A 17,952-nucleotide genomic window follows, 5' to 3' on the forward strand; every position below is an offset into this window, starting at 1 on the left:
CTTTATATATTGACCGCCGAAAACGCTGATGCAATGCATGCATCGTTTGTTTGTCCGCATTATTGAGCAGCCCTATTGCTCGCCTTTGTTCCGTGAAGTATCAATGCCCAGTGCCTTGAGCTTGCGATAGAGGTGGGTTCTTTCCAGGCCAGTATATTCAGAAATCTTAGTCATACTGCCGCCCATAATGATCATTTGATGCTCAAAATAGGCTTTCTCAAATAGATCCCGAGCTTCTCTCAAAGGTAAATCAAAGTAAGTTTTAGCTATGCCGCTTATGTATTCGCCGTCCTGTACGGGAGGAGATGGCTCGTTTGCGCTGGCCTTCGGACTTGGGATTGCCGCTAGCGCTTGCTGAGCGGCCCTTTCCTCCACCGGTTCCACGAACTTAGGAGAACTCTCTAAGGCCTTGGTGACCGTTTTCAAGAGCTTTTGTAGGGCAATCGGCTTCTCTAGAAAATTGAGTGCGCCAATACGAGTTGCTTCAACCGCAGTATCAATCGTCGCATGCCCGGACATCATGACCACAGGCATGGTGAGTTGGCCCGATTTAGACCACTCCTTTAGCAAAGTAATGCCATCTACATCGGGCATCCAAATATCGAGTAGCACCAAATCTGGGCGCATTTGCTCACGAATGGTCCGAGCTTGTGCCGCACTCTCTGCCGCGTACACAGTGTGTCCCTCGTCCGTCAAAATCTCATTGAGAAGTTCACGGATTCCCATTTCATCATCAACCACCAAAATACTTGCCATACTTATGCTGCCTCTTTTGCCAGATTCATAAACAATATTGATACTTTCGCGCCCACAACTTTATCGCCTTGCATCCGATTACGGATTTCAATTTTTGCGCCATGATCATCAACAATTTTCTTTACTACTGCTAAGCCCAATCCAGTGCCTTTACTTTTGGTGGTGATATAGGGCTCAAACGCCCTTGCCAATATCTTAGCTGGAAAACCAGACCCAGAATCACTAATTGAGAGGCGAACTGCGTTTTGCTGAACACCGCTTAATTCGCCGTAGGGCACTAACTCTGTTTTTACTTCCACTGGGGCACTTTGCTGCTCGCCCTCAAGGGTGGCATCTTGTGCATTTTGTAAAAGATTGTGGATGATCTGTCTTAATTGCGTAGGATCGCCCAGAATACTTGGACATCGTGGATCCAGTTGCGTTTTAATTGGGCTGCCTTCATACAAACCCAGAATTTCTTGGGTTAGCGCATTGATGGATACTGGCTTTAATTGGGGGCTTGGAGTTTTAGCAAAATCCCTAAAGTCATTCACCATCTCTTTCATGGCTTGCACTTGACCAATAATCGTCTCAGTACTGCGATTAATCATTTCTTCCTGCTCAGGACTCAATTTGCCTGCCAGCTTGTGCTGAAGCCTTTCGGCAGAGAGTTGAATTGGGGTCAGAGGATTTTTAATCTCGTGGGCCAAACGTCTTGCCACCTCACTCCAAGCAATCGAGCGCTGAGCGCTCACAACGTCGGTAATGTCGTCAAACACGACCATGCGTAAATCTGCAGTCAGCTCTGTACCCCTCACAAATAAGGTGACACCCAATTCATTCTCAAATTCATTAGTGCTATGCAGCTGAATTTGCTTTTGCCATACCGGGGCAGCTTTCTGCTGATTGCCCTGAGTAGACTCACCATCCACGCCGACGGCGAGCTTCATCGTGGCAAAGCCCTCCTTAATGGCCTGTTCAAACTCAACCAAAGAAGGGCTGTCACTTAGAGGACGACCGTCAATCTGAGTTAGGTCTTGGCCAAATATTCGATCTGCGCCTGCATTACTTGAAACTACGTTGAAGTTTTTATCAAAAATACAGACGCCCGCAGTAAGACTGCCCAATACGGTCTCTAAAAACGTCTTGGACTCCTGCAGTGAAGTACGCGTATCGGCCAGCTGACGTGTCATGACATTAAATTGGCGCGTTAACATACCAAGCTCATCCCCGGTATCTAATTCTGGCTTAGGAGATAAATCGCCCTGTGCAACTGCTTGGGTTCCTTGGAGCAGCATCAAGAGTGGTCTTGCCAACTGACGACCTAAAATCAGCGCCAAAGTGACAGCCACAAATACCGCAAAGAATAGCGTTAGGGTCAAAGTACCGACAAACATCTTACGCAAGCCCGAGCGTCCTAATGATTTTTCTTGATACTCACTATAAGCAGACTCAACCGCAAAGATATTCTTAGCCAGGGGGCTCGGAATAAAGCGTACCAACTGCACAAAGTACCGATCCTCGATCGCCCTACCAGAATCTAGCTTGCCCTGAATGGGCTTTTTACGCACGATGGGCACAATCGCCCTGACACGATAACCCCGCTGTCCCTCGACCTCAGTTTGGTCTAAAAAAGTAATGCCATTCTTTTTAAATGCCTCAGCAACCACATCAGCGCTAGGGGCAGGGAAGAATTTTTTAGACTTTAACTCGCTCGATAAAATTAATTTACGCTGGGCAGTAAAGAGACTGACCTCTTGGATGCCAAATTGATTACGAATTTTCATTACCATCGCTCCAACCTGATCTGAGCTTGTGCCTGCAGGAACTTGGGTGATCTGCTCGGCGATAAACCGACCTTCAGCCAAAATCTCCTCTTGAGCAACCTGTAAAGTAACGCGCCCCAACTCTAGACCAGAGTTCAACGCGGACTCCACTTTCACATCAAACCAAGTTTCAATGCTGCGAGATACGAATTGCAAAGAAACGCCGTACAAAATTAATCCTGGCACTACCCCTACCAAAGCAAAAATCATGGCCAGCTTTGCAATCAGGCGAGTACCAAAGCGCCCTTTGCGCCAACGAATTGCGATCACGGTGACTAAGGTCAGAATGACTAAGATCAAACAAGCGCCGATCACTACATTTGCTGCGTAAAGCCAAATAAAGTAGTTATCAAAAAATTCGGTATTGGATGACGCGATTGAAAGCAGAAGCAATAGCAACAAAGCAAATGCACCAATCAGACCCATTGCTATTGGTAAAGCGCGTCTTTTCCAGGCGCTCTTTTCAAAGGCGTTTGAACCAATAAAGTCGAAAGATAGCTTCATCGCTTAATTGGGTTTGCGCTATTAGGGGGAAATGAGAAGCGGAGCCAATCGCTAGAAACGTTCCAGTCCCGGTTATTCAAGGCATTTACCTGAAAAGGCTTTGGCAATTTGCTTAAATCCAGCGTCATTCTCAAGGCGGCGGTGTAGGATTTGCCCGGATCTATTTGATTGTTGTCGACTACTTTCCAGCCGCCAATCGTACCGACTGCCTGCAATGCCTCAAGTATCGTTTTTGCGGAGAATGTAAATCCCTCGGAGGCAATACGATATTGCTGTGTAATTGGTTGATAGGAGAGGCGCGTCTGACGCTGAGCCAATGCTGGTTTCTCATCAAACCAATACCAGCGAGAGCGTGTCACATCAAACTCCGTTTGAAAGTAGAGCACTACACCCTTTTTGACAGCATCCTCTAAGCCTGGCGCCAATTCAATTTGGAATGTTGCATTCAATAGCCAATCGTTATCCGCCCGCTCCATCTCAACGGACTTTATTCTGATGCCTTCTGCATGAGCTGATACTGAAACAAAGTTCAGTATCAACAAACTACAAAAAATGAACTGTTTAATGCACTGGCTCATGACCCATTTTTCTTAAACAAAGCATAGTAAAAGCCGTCATTGATCCCCGTTGGCAAAATCTGTCCGGGGGCATTCAATCGTAATGCATCGTCGTGCTCTGTAGCAAACCAACTTGCTTGATTCTCTCCCTCCTCGGGAAATACAGAGCAAGTCACATATAACAAGGTACCACCTGGTTTAAGCATATTCCAAGACTGCGTCAAAATAGCGCGCTGACGTTGTTGCAAGGCCAAAATATCTGCCTCGCGTCTGAGAAATGGAATGTCGGGGTGCCTAGAAACAATGCCCGATGCTGAGCAAGGGGCGTCTAACAAAATTTTGTCAAAGGGCTTGCCATCCCACCATGCTGCTTTGGAGGCGTCACCCCGCACAATTTTTACAGCCTGTGACTGAAGACGTAATCGGTCAAGATTTCCACCAATCTTTGTAATCCGTTGTCCGTCTAACTCTAAGGCAATCAGCTCACAATCTGCAAGCTCTAATAAGTGAGCGCTTTTGCCACCGGGAGCAGCGCAAGCATCTAGTACCCGATCGCCCGGTTGAGGATCTAACAATATCGCGGCAATCTGCGCTCCCGCATCTTGAACTGAAACGGCGCCGCTATAAAACCCAGGCAAATCTCCCACGGGAACCGGGTCTTTGAGTAGCAAAGCTGAATGTAATGACACGCCTGCAATTTCAGTAATTGGAGTTGCCTCAATACCTGCCTCTTGCAAAAGTTGTTGATACTCTTCGCGGGTGTATTGCCGAGCATTCACTCGCAAAATTAACGGTGCGCGTTGCGCTTGCCCCAGCAATATAGATTGCCATGACTTTGGGTAATTCCGCTTTAGACTTGCTCTCCACCAGGGCGGGAAAAACATAGGGATCGGATCGGGAGGGTAAGGTTTTTCACGTTCTGCTTTTATGGCTAGACTTACCTTACGAAGTACAGCATTAACCAAGCCTTTAGCATACTGGGTGGGCTCATACTCACTACATGCAGTCACGGCTTGGTCGACAATCGTATGAGAAGCGTAGCCCTTGCCATCACTATCAGATTGCAAAAATAGCGGTATGGCAACACTCAATAAATACTCCACTTCAGGTGGCGGTGCTTTTGGAATAAATTGCTTAATAAGCTCGTGGGATTTGACCCATTTACGCAAAGCATCAAAACTCAAACTTTGAACAATTGGGCGCTCATGCGTATCGAGCTGATCAAGCACTTCAGTTAACGAACGTCCAAGCATGACCTCGCCAACGGCTTGAGCCGAAATAGTGATCGCCTCTGAAAGCGGAAGACTGCGTGGTTTTTTCTGGTCCGTCAAATTACTCCGCTCCGGGATATGCCCCATCTTTAGCCATACTCAATAAACGCGCTACACGCTCTTCTGTTGGAGGATGCGTAGAAAAGAGCTGTGCCAATCCACCAGCACTTAAGGGATTGAGAATCATCATTTGCGCAGTTTCTGGATGCCGTTCAACAGCATGGAAAGGCGTACCCTGTGCATAGGCATGAATTTTCTCTAATGCACGAGCTAACGCCTCTGGGTCAGAACTAATTTCAGCGCCTCCACGATCTGCTTCATATTCCCTGGCACGCGAGATACTCATTTGAATCATACTGGCGGCTAGCGGCGCCAATATAGCCACCATAATGCTCGCAATCGGATTATGGGGTCGGCCATCGGAATCTCGACCACCAAAGAACATTGCAAAATTGGCTAATGCTGATATTGCTCCTGCCATGGTTGCTGCAATTGTTGAAATTAAAATATCACGGTGCCGAACATGGGCAAGCTCATGGGCCATCACGCCACGCAACTCACGGCGACTTAACACTTTTAATATGCCTGTGGTAGCAGCCACTGAAGCGTTTTCAGGATTGCGGCCTGTAGCAAATGCATTAGGGGCAGCCTCATCAATCAAGAAAACTTTAGGCATGGGTAGTCCAGCCCGTTCTGCCAACTCTTTAACCATGGCATAAAACTCTGGGGCACTACGCTCATCAACTTGCTGTGCATTAGTCATCTTCAGAACCAGGGTGTCTGAAAACCAATAGCTAAAAAAGTTCATGCCCACGGCCATTAGTAAGGCCATGAGCATACCCTGCTCACCACCAATCATGCCACCAACAATAATGAAGAGTGCCGTAATTGCGGCCATTAACACTGCTGTCTTTGCAAAATTAAACATTCACTCCTCCTTGCTAATCATTGCGTTTTTGAAATTGCATCTTCAAATGTCCATCATTGCTAATTGAAATGCATTGGGCTGCAGGCAATCTTTTTCCGCCCGCTTTTTGCATTTCAAGAATTTCGATGACGCCTTCGCCACACTGAACATAAATACCGCTCTTGCTAGCACCTACAATCTCACCGGGTAGCTTACTTTGTACAGGTAATGTCTGGCCGGGTAAAGATGAATTCCATATTTTCAAATGCTCGCCATTCAAAGAACTGGTGGCGCCTGGGAATGGATTAAATGCGCGAATGCGCCGATCAATTTGAGTCGCGCTCAGCTGCCAATCAATTTCAGCCTCGCTTTTCAGTATTTTCTCTGCATAGCTAAAACCTTGGGCCGGCTGAGCAATGTTGATAAGCTCATGCCCCAGGTCTAGATTGTTAAGAACCTCTACCATCGCTTGCGCACCTAGCTGGGCAAGCCGATCATGCAAAGTAGCAGTCGTTTCCTGCGCAGAAATCATTAACTCTTTTACCAACACGACGTCACCTGTATCTAGGCCCGCATCCATCTGCATGATGCTAATGCCAGTCACCTCATCACCACTTTCAATACTTCTTTGAATGGGCGCGGCGCCACGCCAACGGGGCAGCAGAGAAGCATGGATATTAAAACAGCCGTGTCTACCTTGAGCTGAAGCGAGATCTAAAAATTCCTGGGGCAGAATCAAGCCATAAGCAACTACGACCATCGCATCAAAATCAGTATCCGAAAGAACTTCATAAGTATTGCGGGCTGCATCCCGCTTTTGCATATCTGCGTGCGTCTGCCTTAAAGTCTCTGGCTGCAATACTGGAATATTTTTTTCCTGAGCAAACATCTTTACTGGACTTGACTGTAATTGCATACCTCTACCAGCACGACGATCTGGCTGCGTCAGGGTTAAAACAATTTTATGTCCAGCGGCATCAATTGCACGCATCGCAATTGCAGCAAATTCAGGGGTGCCTGCAAAAACAATTTTCATCGGGCGCTTAGCGCTGACCTATCAATTCTTTGGCGCGTTTTTTCATCTTTAATAAGATTCGATTTCGCTTAAGCATTGATAAGTGCTCAACAAAAACTTTACCCTTTAGATGATCCATCTCGTGCTGCAGACAGACAGACAATAGGCCATCGGCCTCAAGCTCAAACTCTTTTCCATGAATATCAAGCGCCTTAACTCTCACCACGGCCGGACGATCGACTTCATCATAATATTCAGGCACTGATAAACAACCTTCGCGCCATGATTTTTTCTCAGGGCTAGACCATACCAATTCAGGGTTAATGAAAACCATCAGCGCATCTTGACCGTCTGACACATCAATCACAATAATTTGCTCATGTATATCAACCTGTGTCGCGGCTAAGCCTACGCCAGGAGCGTCATACATTGTTTCGGCCATATCAGCCACAATTTTTCGAATACGAGCATCTACCTGCGCAACAGGTTTGGCAACCTTCAATAGGCGCGGATCGGGATAGCAGAGAACAGTTAATAAAGCCATGTAGGAATTATCTAACAGACTAATCATGCTGTCCCGATAGTGCAAATTTTCCTTAAGCTGAAAATTGTTTTATGCACACGTCCAAACAATCTCAAAACTCTCAAATCTTCACGATTGGGCGCAATACTTCGGACTACCCAAGTCGGCTTCTAGATTTAGCTGACCCGCCCCAGCTACTATATATAGTGGGAAATCCTGCTCTCCTGAACCTGCCAATGCTTGCCATCGTGGGCTCTCGTAATGCCAGCCCGGAGGGCCTTAAACATGGCCATTACTTTGCCCAATCTCTCGCTAGTGAGGGGCTGCTAGTGATCTCTGGCTTGGCTCGGGGCATTGATGGCGCAGCACATTACGGGGCCATTGGCAGCAATGGCAACCATCCTACGATCGCCGTCTGTGGGACCGGCCTTGATGTGGTCTATCCTAAAGAACATCACTATCTTGCCAAAAAGATTGGCAATTGTGGCCTATTAATCTCTGAACTGGCGCCTGGGACTGGCCCTACACCAGGAAACTTTCCCAGGCGTAACCGCATTATTGCCGCCCTTTCATTAGGAGTTTTGGTCATCGAGGCAGCAGAAAAATCAGGATCCCTCATTACAGCCAGACTCGCCTGTGAGCTCGGCCGTGAAGTCTTTGCTTTGCCGGGATCGATTCGGAACCCCCTGGCCAAAGGGTGCCATCAGTTAATTCAACAAGGGGCAAAATTAGTCCAAGGGCCTAGGGATATTCTTGAAGAATTGCATTTTTAGCTGAAAACCCTATTTAAGGCTATTTAAAGAGGGGTTTTTGGCTAAATTCCTGTTCAGATAGCACAAAATCTAAGTCCATAATTGCGAGATTTTGGACTTTTAGCAATTTATCGGTTAATAATAAAAAAGGGCTTAAAGATGCCAAAACCGAGATTTGGTTTAAATTGATCATCCTTTTCCCTATTAAAACCCCATTTAAAGCTCAAATTTAGGCAAACGCGTGGCTACTAAAGCAACTTCCAAAAAAAGCAGTTCAAAATCTTCGGCCGTAGATCATCCTAAGGCGCTGATCATTGCCGAAAAGCCCTCGGTTGCCAGTGATATTGCCAAAGCCTTGGGAGGCTTTACTAAATATGAAGACTATTTTGAGAGTGATGACTTTGTCATCTCATCTGCCGTTGGCCATCTTCTAGAGATTGCGGCGCCCGAGGAATTTGATGTCAAGCGAGGCAAATGGTCTTTTGCCAATCTGCCAGTTGTTCCGCCTTACTTCGATTTACGCCCTATCGCGAAAACGGAATCTCGCCTAAAGGTATTGCAAAAACTCATTAAGCGCAAAGATGTTACCGAACTCATTAACGCCTGTGACGCAGGACGTGAGGGCGAGCTGATCTTCAGACTCATTGCGCAACATGCAAAAGCGCCGCAAGCTATTAAAAGACTCTGGTTGCAGTCGATGACTCCGGCTGCAATTCGGGAAGGGTTTGCCTCCTTGCGCAGTGATACTGACATGCAGCCCCTTGCCGATGCAGCCCGTTGCCGCTCTGAAGCCGACTGGTTGGTTGGTATTAATGGCACACGAGCAATGACGGCCTTTAATAGCAAGAGTGGGGGCTTCTTTCTAACTACAGTTGGTAGGGTACAAACTCCAACGCTCTCCATCGTCGTAGAACGTGAAGAGCTGATTCGTAAATTTGTATCGAAAGACTATTGGGAAGTAAAGGCTGAATTCATTGCGTCAGCGGGGGTATATGAAGGCCGGTGGTTTGATCCTAAATTTAAAAAGGATGCGACCGAGCCGGATGCTCGCGAGAATCGACTCTGGAGTGAGGCAGCAGCTCAAAGTATTGTTGCTGCTTGCCGCGGGAAAAAAGCCAGCGTTAAAGAAGAGGCCAAGCCAGCAACTCAACTAGCGCCTCAATTATTTGATTTAACCAGCCTTCAACGAGAAGCTAACGCACGCTTTGGCTTCTCTGCCAAAAATACTTTGGGTTTAGCGCAAGCGCTTTATGAGCGTCATAAGGTGCTAACTTATCCACGTACAGACTCCAAAGCCCTGCCGGAAGACTACTTAGATACTGTCAAGCAGACCATGGAAAATCTTGCTGAGCATTCGCAAGAATATCGACCTTTTGCAAAACAAATTTTGCAAGGCGACCCTAAGGACGCAAAAGCAAAAGCAGGCTATGGCTGGATCAAACCAAATAAGCGAATTTTTGATAATTCCAAAATTTCAGATCACTTTGCTATTATTCCAACCCTTGAGTCTCCTAAGACACTAAGCGAGCCCGAGCAAAAACTATATGACTTAGTGGTGCGCCGTTTCCTGGCCGTCTTTTATCCTGCAGCCGAGTTCCGAGTTACCACTCGCATTACTGAAGCATCTGGTCATCACTTCAAAACGGAAGGTCGTGTATTGGTTAATCCAGGATGGTTAACTGTATACGGAAGATCAAATCAGGCTGATGATGAACTGGTACCAGTTCAAGAAGGTGAATCTGTTCAGAATGAATCGATCGCAGCAGTTCCATTAAAAACAAAACCACCAGCGCGCTATACCGAAGCAACATTGCTATCGGCCATGGAGAGTGCTGGCAAATGGGTTGATGATGATGAGATGCGCGAAGCAATGGCTGAAAAAGGTTTAGGTACTCCTGCAACGCGCGCAGCAATTATTGAGGGACTGCTTGCAGAAAAATATATGGTTCGCGAAGCACGCGAGCTCATACCAACTGCCAAAGCTTTTCAACTCATGACGCTTTTGCGTGGCCTTGATGTCGAAGAGTTAACTAGGCCAGACCTCACCGGTAGCTGGGAAAATAAGTTATCGCTGATTGAGCGTGGTGAAATGAATCGCGATACTTTCATGCAAGAAATTGCACAAATGACTCAGCGCATTGTTAAGCGCGCCAAAGAATACGACAGCGATACCATTCCTGGCGACTATGCAACGATGTCAACTCCGTGCCCACATTGCAAAGGGCCAGTCAAAGAAAATTACCGTCGCTTTGCTTGTGAAAAATGTGGCTTTACGATTAGTAAAACCCCCGGTGGTCGTGCCTTTGAGTATCCAGAAGTAGAAGAGCTCTTGAAAGAGAAAACCATTGGGCCGCTACAAGGCTTTCGCAGCAAAATGGGCAGACCTTTTGCAGCGATCATTAAGCTGACAGAAATTCCTGAAGATGATGCAGATTATCCTAATGCTGGTTTCAAGCTAGAGTTTGATTTTGGCAATGCACAGGAAGATGAGTCTGAGGCTATCGACTTTACTGGCAGACAGGCTTTGGGCGTTTGTCCAAAATGTTCTGGCGCTGTGTATGAAGACGGCATGCGCTATCTTTGTGAAAACAATACCGGGCCAAATAAATCCTGTGACTTTAAAACGGGCAAGGTTGTTTTACAGCAAGAGATATCTGCTGAGCAGGTTCAAAAACTACTCAAAGAAGGAAAGACAGACTTGCTCACCAACTTCAAGTCGAATCGAACTGGTCGTGGCTTTAAAGCTTATTTAGCCCTGGGCCCAGACGGCAAGATTGGCTTTGAATTTGAGGCGAAAGCGCCCAAAGAAGGTGGTGCTGCTAAAGCACCTGCGAAGAAACGTGCCGGAGCAAGTGCAGCCAGCAAGTCGGCAGCAAAACCTAAGCGTGCCAGCAAAGCAAAGTCGTCCTGAAGAACCTGGGCCGTAATTAGCTTGGCCGCCAAAGCAGACCAAAGAACTCCTCTGGAGCCTAGAGCTGTTGCTATAAAAATCCCGGGGCGCTGTGTGAGCGCCCCAATGATTGGCAGCCGATCGCCGGCAACGCAACGCACCCCAACAAAGCTGCCGCTTTTTACAAGGGCTTGCTTGCTTCCCTCTGGAAAATTAATTAAACCTTTTGCCTGCTCTCGATTAAATTCATCACTCGAGTCCCAGTGATTTAGATCTTCCTCTCCCTCATCAAAGCTTGAGCCAACCATCCAGTGATAGCTGCCATCACTCTGGCGCTCGGCCGGCAAACAATAACCATCCCCTGAGATTGCAGTCTTTGGTAATTTATTTACCCAAGGACTCTTTCCATCTACAGAAAATATGCTGAGCTGCCCTCGTACTGGCCTTAAGGGCAAACGTATGCCAATAGTCGCAAGCAGGGGCTTTGTTTCTAGGGCGCTGGCAATCACTATTTTGTTGGCACTGAACAGCGGATTGTTTTGATCATCAAATGCTATCCAGAGCTCACCCAATTTCTCTAATCGAGAAACGGTTGTGCTCCAGGCGCACTGAAGGTGAGGGTGAGGTTGCAATAATTCCTTTGTGGCTATAGATAAATTCAGAGAGGCGCCCCTCGGTAACCAAACTCCGTTTTGCTCAATTCCGCAAATTTGTTTTGCCTCTGGCGCTGATAGCGCTTGTGCCACATCATCATCTAAGTCCAAGGAGCGCAAATGCGCATTAAGCTCCTGAGGATTAAATGGTTTATCTTTTTTTGCTGGTTGAAAGATGCCGTGTTGGTTCCACTTGTGGCCCCAGCGTTCTTCCGCCATGAAAAACGCAAGTCGGGTCAAGCGCAATAAACGGGGAGCCCCGCGCCCAATGTGTGGATGGGCGATAGCATATGCATGGCTAGAGCACGCGCTAGCAGGTGAGCTAGCTGAGTCAACAATGCAAACTTTTTGACCTCGCGCTAAGAGCTCATTTGCAATTGTTGCGCCAGCAATGCCTGCCCCCAACACCACGATGTCATGGTGTTGGGGTGAGGTCATTTAATATAGATTGATTTGATGTGCGACTGCGGCGCTTAAGAAAATCTTAAGCGTGCAAACGCTTCTCAATTTTTCCGCGCGCTTCAAGCAACTCTTTAGGCAGGCGATCACCCAAGTGCTCAAATAATTCAGCGTGGAGCTTGAGTTCATTTTTCCAGTCTTCGGCTGCAACATTAATGGCTTTGCCGAATTTTTCAGCTGAATAATCTAGGCCATCCCAATGCATGTCAGCATGCTCTGGGCAGATACCAAATACCGTCTCGGTACCTTTTGCTTTACCCTCAGCGCGCTCTAAGATCCAAGACAGAACTCGCATGTTTTCGCCAAAACCAGGCCAAACAAACTTGCCATTTTCATCCTTGCGGAACCAATTGACACAATAGATTTTTGGCAATACTGCGCCTTCAGCTGCAAGCTTGCTTCCAATGTTGAGCCAGTGCTGGAAATAGTCACTCATGTTGTAACCAGCAAATGCGATCATTGCAAATGGGTCACGACGCACAACACCTACTTGACCAGTAATGGCTGCTGTAGTTTCAGATCCCATGGTGGCAGCCATATAAACGCCTTCCACCCAATCACGCGCTTCGCTAACCAGCGGAACAGTATTAGAGCGACGACCGCCGAATAAGAATGCATCGATAGCAACACCTTCTGGGTTATCCCAGTTTGGATCAACCGCTGGATTATTGGTGGCGGCAACAGTAAAGCGTGAGTTTGGATGCGCTGCTTTGCGACCAGCTGCACCATCTGCTGGAGTCCAATCTTTACCTTGCCAATCAATCAAATGTGCAGGAGGTGTTTCGGTTAGGCCTTCCCACCAAACATCTCCATCGTCAGTTAAACCGACGTTCGTAAAGATTACGTCCTGGTTTAATGAATCCAAGCAATTGGGGTTGGTCTGACGATTTGTACCAGGAGCAACACCAAAGTAACCAGACTCAGGGTTGATTGCAAATAAACGGGTTTTTCCAGTAACGGGGTCTTTGCGCGGCTTAATCCAAGCGATGTCATCGCCAACGGTGGTGACCTTCCAACCCTCAAATCCCTTGGGAGGAATCATCATAGAGAAATTGGTTTTTCCGCAGGCGGATGGGAATGCTGCAGCGATGTGATATTTTTTTCCTTCAGGTGAAGTAACGCCCAAGATCAACATGTGCTCAGCCAACCAACCTTGGTCGCGACCCATATTTGATGCAATACGCAATGCAAAGCATTTTTTACCCAACAAGGCGTTGCCGCCATAACCAGATCCAAAAGACCAAATCTCACGAGTTTCAGGGTAATGAACGATGTATTTAGTTTTGTTATTTGGCCAAGCAACATCTTTTTCGCCTGCAGCCAATGGCTTACCTACAGTATGAATACAAGGAACAAACTCGCCATCTGCACCAAGCTGATCGATTACCGCTTTCCCCATGCGTGTCATTAAGCGCATATTGATTGCAACATATGGGCTGTCGGATACTTCTACACCAATATGAGCAATTGGCGAGCCAATTGGGCCCATTGAGAATGGCACAACATACATTGTTCTACCGCGCATGCAACCATCAAATAATGGATTGAGGGTGGCACGCATTTCGCTTGGCTCTACCCAATTGTTAGTTGGTCCAGCATCTTCTTTTTTGGCTGAACAAATAAAGGTGCGATCTTCAACACGAGCAACATCGTCTGGATCAGATAAAGCAAGGAAAGCGTTTTTGCGTTTTGCTGGATTGAGGCGCTTAAACACGCCCGCTTTTACTAAAAGCTCACAAAATCCATCATATTCAGCCTGGGAGCCGTCGCACCAATGGATATTGTCTGGCTTAGTTAGGGCCGCTACATCGGCAACCCATTGAATTAGCTTCTGATTTTTGACGTAATCGGGCGCATTTACTTGAATTTGCCCATTCGCTGTTGTAGTCATGAGAGTCCTATGAAGTAATAATTTTGATCACGTTATTTTAACATTTTGGGCCCCATTCAGGCTGCTAGCCGACAAGGGTAAACCTGCTATTTACCAATACAAAATTGGCTAAATATTTTCCCTAAAAGCTCATCTGGCAAGAGCCTTCCAGTGATTTGTCCAAGGTGGTCTTGCGCTAAACGGAGCTCTTCTGCAAATAACTCTAATGAAATGTTGCCATCTTCGGCGAACTTTTCAGAATTGATCAAATGCTCGGCAGCCCTATCTAGACAGTCTAAATGGCGTCGTCGGGCTATTACCACCCCTTCCTGGGCGCTTCCCCAGCCCACAGCCTCTAGGATTTTTTGCTTTAACCCGTCTATGCCAATGCCCGTCTTGGCAGAGATATAAATAGCCCCATCATCACCATTCTTGGTGGGTGGCAATAGGTCTACTTTATTAAACACCTCCAAAACGGGGATGCTTGTAGGGGCTACTTTTAAAACCTGCTCCCTTAGGGCTGATACCTCGTTGCTGACATTGGTCGAATCTTGGAGAAAAATCACCAGGTCTGCTGAGCGGATGGAGTCCCAAGACCTCTCAATTCCTTTTACCTCAACCTCATCGCTTGTATTACGTAGTCCAGCCGTGTCAATAATGTGCATCGGTACACCATCGATGGAAATACTTTCTTTAACGCGGTCTCGTGTGGTTCCAGCTACCGGGGTAACAATGGCCACTTCCTCGCCAGCAAGTCGATTCAAAAGGGAGCTTTTACCAACGTTAGGTGCGCCAGCCAATACCAGCACAATGCCATCGCGCAAAATCTTCCCCTGTTTTGCGCTCTGCCTCAAGGCGAGCAACTTGGAGATAACCGTCGACAAGCGCTCTCGAGCCTGGGCACTTTCTAAAAATTCAATCTCTTCTTCTGGAAAATCCAGGGTCGACTCCACCAAAATACGCAACTGTGTAATTTCTTCTATCAAACTATTAATGTCGTTTGAAAACTCGCCCTGTAATGATCTGGCGGCTCCACGAACCGCAGCCTCGCTTTGGGCGTCGATTAAATCTGCAATGGCTTCAGCTTGTGCCAAATCAATCTTGTTATTTAAATAGGCGCGCAGTGTGAACTCACCGGGCTGCGCTATTGCTAAGCCCCACTTTTTACCAAGCTCTAGGCAACGTTTCATCACCAGCTCTAAAAGTTGGGGCCCGCCATGACATTGGAGCTCCAATACATCCTCACCCGTAAATGAAGCAGGAGCAGCAAAATAAATTGCAAGCAACTGATCAATTGTGAGGCCGCCGCTATCGCGCAGTGTTAATAGACTTGCCTGCCTCGGTATCAGCGCTTTTTGAAATAAAGCATGGGTGATGGCCGTGATATCCGGGCCACTTAATCGAATGACACCAACCCCAGATTTTCCTGGGGCGGTGGCAAGCGCAATGATGGGAAGTTTTCTAGTCATCATTGCTAATCTTCCTTTGGGTTTACAAATTTACCAAAGCACTATTTGGCGTGTTTTTTTCCAAACATTTGATTAATCTGCCATTGCTGTGCAATGGAAAGCAGATTGTTAACAACCCAATACAACACCAATCCAGCTGGGAAGAAGAAGAACATGATTGAGAATACAAGCGGCATGTACATCATCACTTTTGCCTGAACAGGGTCTGGTGGTGTTGGATTGAGCTTGGTTTGTACAAACATGGATGCCGCCATAATGATCGGCAAAATGTAATATGGATCTGGAACTGATAAATCGTGTATCCACAAAATCCAGGGTGCATTGCGCATCTCAACGGAAGATAACAGCACCCAGTACAAAGCAATGAACACCGGTATTTGAATTACCACGGGCAAACAACCACCCAATGGGTTGATTTTTTCTTTGCGATACATTTCCATCATCGCCTGATTGAGCTTCTGTGGTTCGCCCTTATATTGCTCTTTCATTGCCATTAAGCGTGGCTGCACTTCTTTCATTCGCGCCATGGACTTGTAACTTGCGGCGGAAAGTGGGAAGAACACCAATTTGATCAAGATGGTTAAAAGAACAATTGACCAACCCCAGTTACCAACATAAGCATGGATGTTTTCTAATAACCAGAAAATCGGCTTAGCAAGAATCGTGAGATAGCCATAATCTTTTAATAATGCAAACCCTGGGGTAATTGTTTCTAAAACGCTTTCCTCTTGTGGACCAACAAACAGGCGAGCTTTTTCAACCACCGTTGTCCCTGGTGCAACAACACCCAAAGGGGTTTGCATGCCAATGCGATACAAATTGTTGTCGATCTTGCCTGCATAAATATCGCGTACAAACTTGTCGCCAGGAATCCAGGCACTTGCAAAGTAGTGCTGAACCATAGCAATCCAAGCTGGATCACCAGCAGCCACCTGCGTAGGAATCGTAATCTTGTTTTTATCAATAGCCGTGAACTCTAACTTATTGAATTTTTCTTTATCGGTGTAAACGGCTGGTCCGGTGTAGGTGCTTGCCGAGAATGCGCCATCGAAAGGCCCTATTTTTTGCTCTTGTGAGGCATCTCTTACGAGTTCGGTATAAAGCACTAATGGGTTTGGATTGGGATTGCTTTGTGTAACACGATGACCAACATCCACAACGTAACTACCTGGATGCAAGATAAAGGTTTTTTCAAGCTTTACTCCGCTCCGCTCGCTCGTCAAAACCATAAATGGATTGCCGGCACCATCTTTACCAGTCTCAAGCAATTTAAATGTACTAGTGTGATTGGGTAACTCAAGATCGCCCAAGGTGATCAAACCTGAGCGAGCAAAATATTTGTGGGTTGGGTTGTATTGGAATAAATCAATAGGATTTTTTTCAGCTGTGAACTGCTTTAATAATTTAGCATCCACCACATTGGCACCATTGGCGCTAATTTGTAACGACAACACATCATTTTTGAGAATAAATTTTTCAGCGGTTTCAATTCCGCTGGAGCTAATTGCTGGTGTTTGCGCAATTGCTGGAACTGCTCCCGCCTGTAGCGGCGCTGGCACATCCACCTTAGCATCGGGCGCCTTAGTTGGAGCAGAAATATTGCCTGTTGGAGCTCCACCAAACATCGATGGCTTACCTTCGTGAACTTGCCAGTTGTTATAGAGCAAGAGGCCCGACATGGAGAATACTGCCCAAAGAATCGTTTTTTTAAAGTCCATTTAAGTTCACTTGATAATGAGATGTTTATTTGACAGCGGGATCATGACCGCCATGTGACCAGGGGTTGCAGCGCAATATGCGCCAAACCATCAGCCGAACGCTTTTAAAAAATCCGTAATGCGCAAAACAATCGCAAGCGTATTGGGAACAAGACGGTGTAAATTTGCAATGCATTCCCATATAGGGGCTGAGTGCAATTTGGTAAACCCTAAGGAGCTTGATGGTAATTTTGTTTAAGGGGTTCATGTTAAATCAGCCCCAATATTTGCTTGCGCAAAACATCTTGCTCTTGTTTTCTAAGTCTGCCACGGGTATCACGACCAATAGGCTTTTTAAGTTTTACAACAACGTCGCTTTCTTGGCTCAGACCTGTACCAGTTCTCACCACTTCACGAATCATTCGCTTGAGTCGGTTGCGATCTACCGCACGCTTTGCTAGTTTTTTAGCAACCGCAATTCCTAAATCTGGTTTAGCGCCCGCATTCGGTAATGCCAAATACAAACCCCAATACATACTTGTCTTGGGGCGTGTTTTTAGTAAATCCGAAATCCTAGCGCTGTTCAACGGCTAGATTTAAACAGCTAGACGTTTGCGGCCTTTAGCACGACGAGCGTTTAATACTGCGCGTCCACTTTTGGTTTTCATACGCACACGAAATCCATGGGTGCGTTTACGACGAGTTACTGAGGGTTGGTATGTTCTTTTCATGATTCATCCTGCAAAACCCCGTATTTTCCTTGTTGCACAGCAAAAGGTCAACCGCTGATAGTGAATATATAGGTATTTTTCTCTAGGCAGCAA

General features: G+C 46.6%; 15 protein-coding genes and 1 pseudogene. 2 read left to right on the forward strand and 14 right to left on the reverse strand.

What is annotated here, in order from left to right; genetic code table 11:
• Nucleotides 1–72 precede the first annotated feature (72 nt).
• From FD974_RS09670 to def, 7 genes are read right to left on the reverse strand one after another with little or no spacing between them, the layout of a single operon-like run.
• Entirely contained in the window at nucleotides 73–756 is a 684-nt protein-coding gene (locus FD974_RS09670; protein ID WP_215364631.1) for a response regulator, read from the reverse strand.
• A gap of 2 nt (nucleotides 757–758) precedes the next feature.
• Nucleotides 759–3,065 (reverse strand): ATP-binding protein, encoded by a 2,307-nt coding sequence (locus FD974_RS09675; protein WP_215364634.1) that lies wholly within the window; start codon nucleotides 3,063–3,065, stop codon nucleotides 759–761.
• Nucleotides 3,062–3,643, reverse strand: a complete 582-nt coding sequence (locus tag FD974_RS09680) for a DUF4390 domain-containing protein (RefSeq protein WP_215364636.1) — start codon at nucleotides 3,641–3,643, stop codon at nucleotides 3,062–3,064. The genes FD974_RS09675 and FD974_RS09680 overlap by 4 nt, the downstream gene beginning before the upstream one ends.
• On the reverse strand, nucleotides 3,640–4,953 hold the full coding sequence (rsmB, locus tag FD974_RS09685) for a 16S rRNA (cytosine(967)-C(5))-methyltransferase RsmB (protein WP_215364638.1): 1,314 nt from the start codon (nucleotides 4,951–4,953) through the stop codon (nucleotides 3,640–3,642). Before rsmB ends, FD974_RS09680 begins: the two co-directional genes overlap by 4 nt.
• Before the next feature lies 1 nt (nucleotide 4,954).
• Nucleotides 4,955–5,821, reverse strand: coding sequence for a zinc metalloprotease HtpX (htpX, locus tag FD974_RS09690; protein WP_215364640.1), 867 nt, complete (start codon nucleotides 5,819–5,821; stop codon nucleotides 4,955–4,957).
• 13 nt (nucleotides 5,822–5,834) lie between these two features.
• Complete coding sequence (gene fmt / locus FD974_RS09695) at nucleotides 5,835–6,836, reverse strand: methionyl-tRNA formyltransferase (RefSeq protein WP_215364643.1); 1,002 nt, start codon at nucleotides 6,834–6,836, stop codon at nucleotides 5,835–5,837.
• 7 nt (nucleotides 6,837–6,843) lie between these two features.
• Entirely contained in the window at nucleotides 6,844–7,359 is a 516-nt protein-coding gene (gene def, locus FD974_RS09700) for a peptide deformylase (RefSeq protein ID WP_215364646.1), read from the reverse strand.
• Nucleotides 7,360–7,430: 71 nt separating this feature from the next.
• On the opposite strand from def, the gene dprA reads away from it, so the two are divergent.
• Both dprA and FD974_RS09710 read left to right on the forward strand, forming a co-directional pair.
• Entirely contained in the window at nucleotides 7,431–8,111 is a 681-nt protein-coding gene (gene dprA, locus FD974_RS09705; RefSeq protein WP_215364649.1) for a DNA-processing protein DprA, read from the forward strand.
• 220 nt (nucleotides 8,112–8,331) lie between these two features.
• A complete protein-coding gene (locus tag FD974_RS09710; RefSeq protein WP_215364651.1) occupies nucleotides 8,332–11,001 on the forward strand; it encodes a DNA topoisomerase III in 2,670 nt (889 codons plus the stop codon).
• On the opposite strand, the pseudogene mnmC reads toward FD974_RS09710, so the two are convergent.
• The 7 genes and pseudogenes from mnmC to rpmH all read right to left on the reverse strand — a co-directional run.
• A pseudogene (gene mnmC, locus FD974_RS09775) lies at nucleotides 10,980–12,071 on the reverse strand (FAD-dependent 5-carboxymethylaminomethyl-2-thiouridine(34) oxidoreductase MnmC); the annotation flags it as partial. The gene FD974_RS09710 and the pseudogene mnmC overlap by 22 nt on opposite strands.
• A gap of 46 nt (nucleotides 12,072–12,117) precedes the next feature.
• Entirely contained in the window at nucleotides 12,118–13,983 is a 1,866-nt protein-coding gene (locus FD974_RS09715; protein ID WP_215364653.1) for a phosphoenolpyruvate carboxykinase (GTP), read from the reverse strand.
• Nucleotides 13,984–14,069: 86 nt separating this feature from the next.
• Entirely contained in the window at nucleotides 14,070–15,431 is a 1,362-nt protein-coding gene (gene mnmE / locus FD974_RS09720; protein WP_215366885.1) for a tRNA uridine-5-carboxymethylaminomethyl(34) synthesis GTPase MnmE, read from the reverse strand.
• Nucleotides 15,432–15,472: 41 nt separating this feature from the next.
• Nucleotides 15,473–17,149, reverse strand: coding sequence for a membrane protein insertase YidC (gene yidC, locus FD974_RS09725; protein ID WP_215364655.1), 1,677 nt, complete (start codon nucleotides 17,147–17,149; stop codon nucleotides 15,473–15,475).
• Nucleotides 17,150–17,174: 25 nt separating this feature from the next.
• On the reverse strand, nucleotides 17,175–17,396 hold the full coding sequence (yidD, locus tag FD974_RS09730; protein WP_215364659.1) for a membrane protein insertion efficiency factor YidD: 222 nt from the start codon (nucleotides 17,394–17,396) through the stop codon (nucleotides 17,175–17,177).
• 1 nt (nucleotide 17,397) lies between these two features.
• Nucleotides 17,398–17,715, reverse strand: a complete 318-nt coding sequence (gene rnpA / locus FD974_RS09735; protein WP_371817114.1) for a ribonuclease P protein component — start codon at nucleotides 17,713–17,715, stop codon at nucleotides 17,398–17,400.
• 9 nt (nucleotides 17,716–17,724) lie between these two features.
• Nucleotides 17,725–17,859, reverse strand: a complete 135-nt coding sequence (rpmH, locus tag FD974_RS09740) for a 50S ribosomal protein L34 (protein WP_082784010.1) — start codon at nucleotides 17,857–17,859, stop codon at nucleotides 17,725–17,727.
• Between the last annotated feature and the right edge of the window lie 93 nt (nucleotides 17,860–17,952).

It is taken from the genome of Polynucleobacter sp. es-EL-1, from assembly GCF_018687975.1.
Lineage (GTDB): Bacteria > Pseudomonadota > Gammaproteobacteria > Burkholderiales > Burkholderiaceae > Polynucleobacter.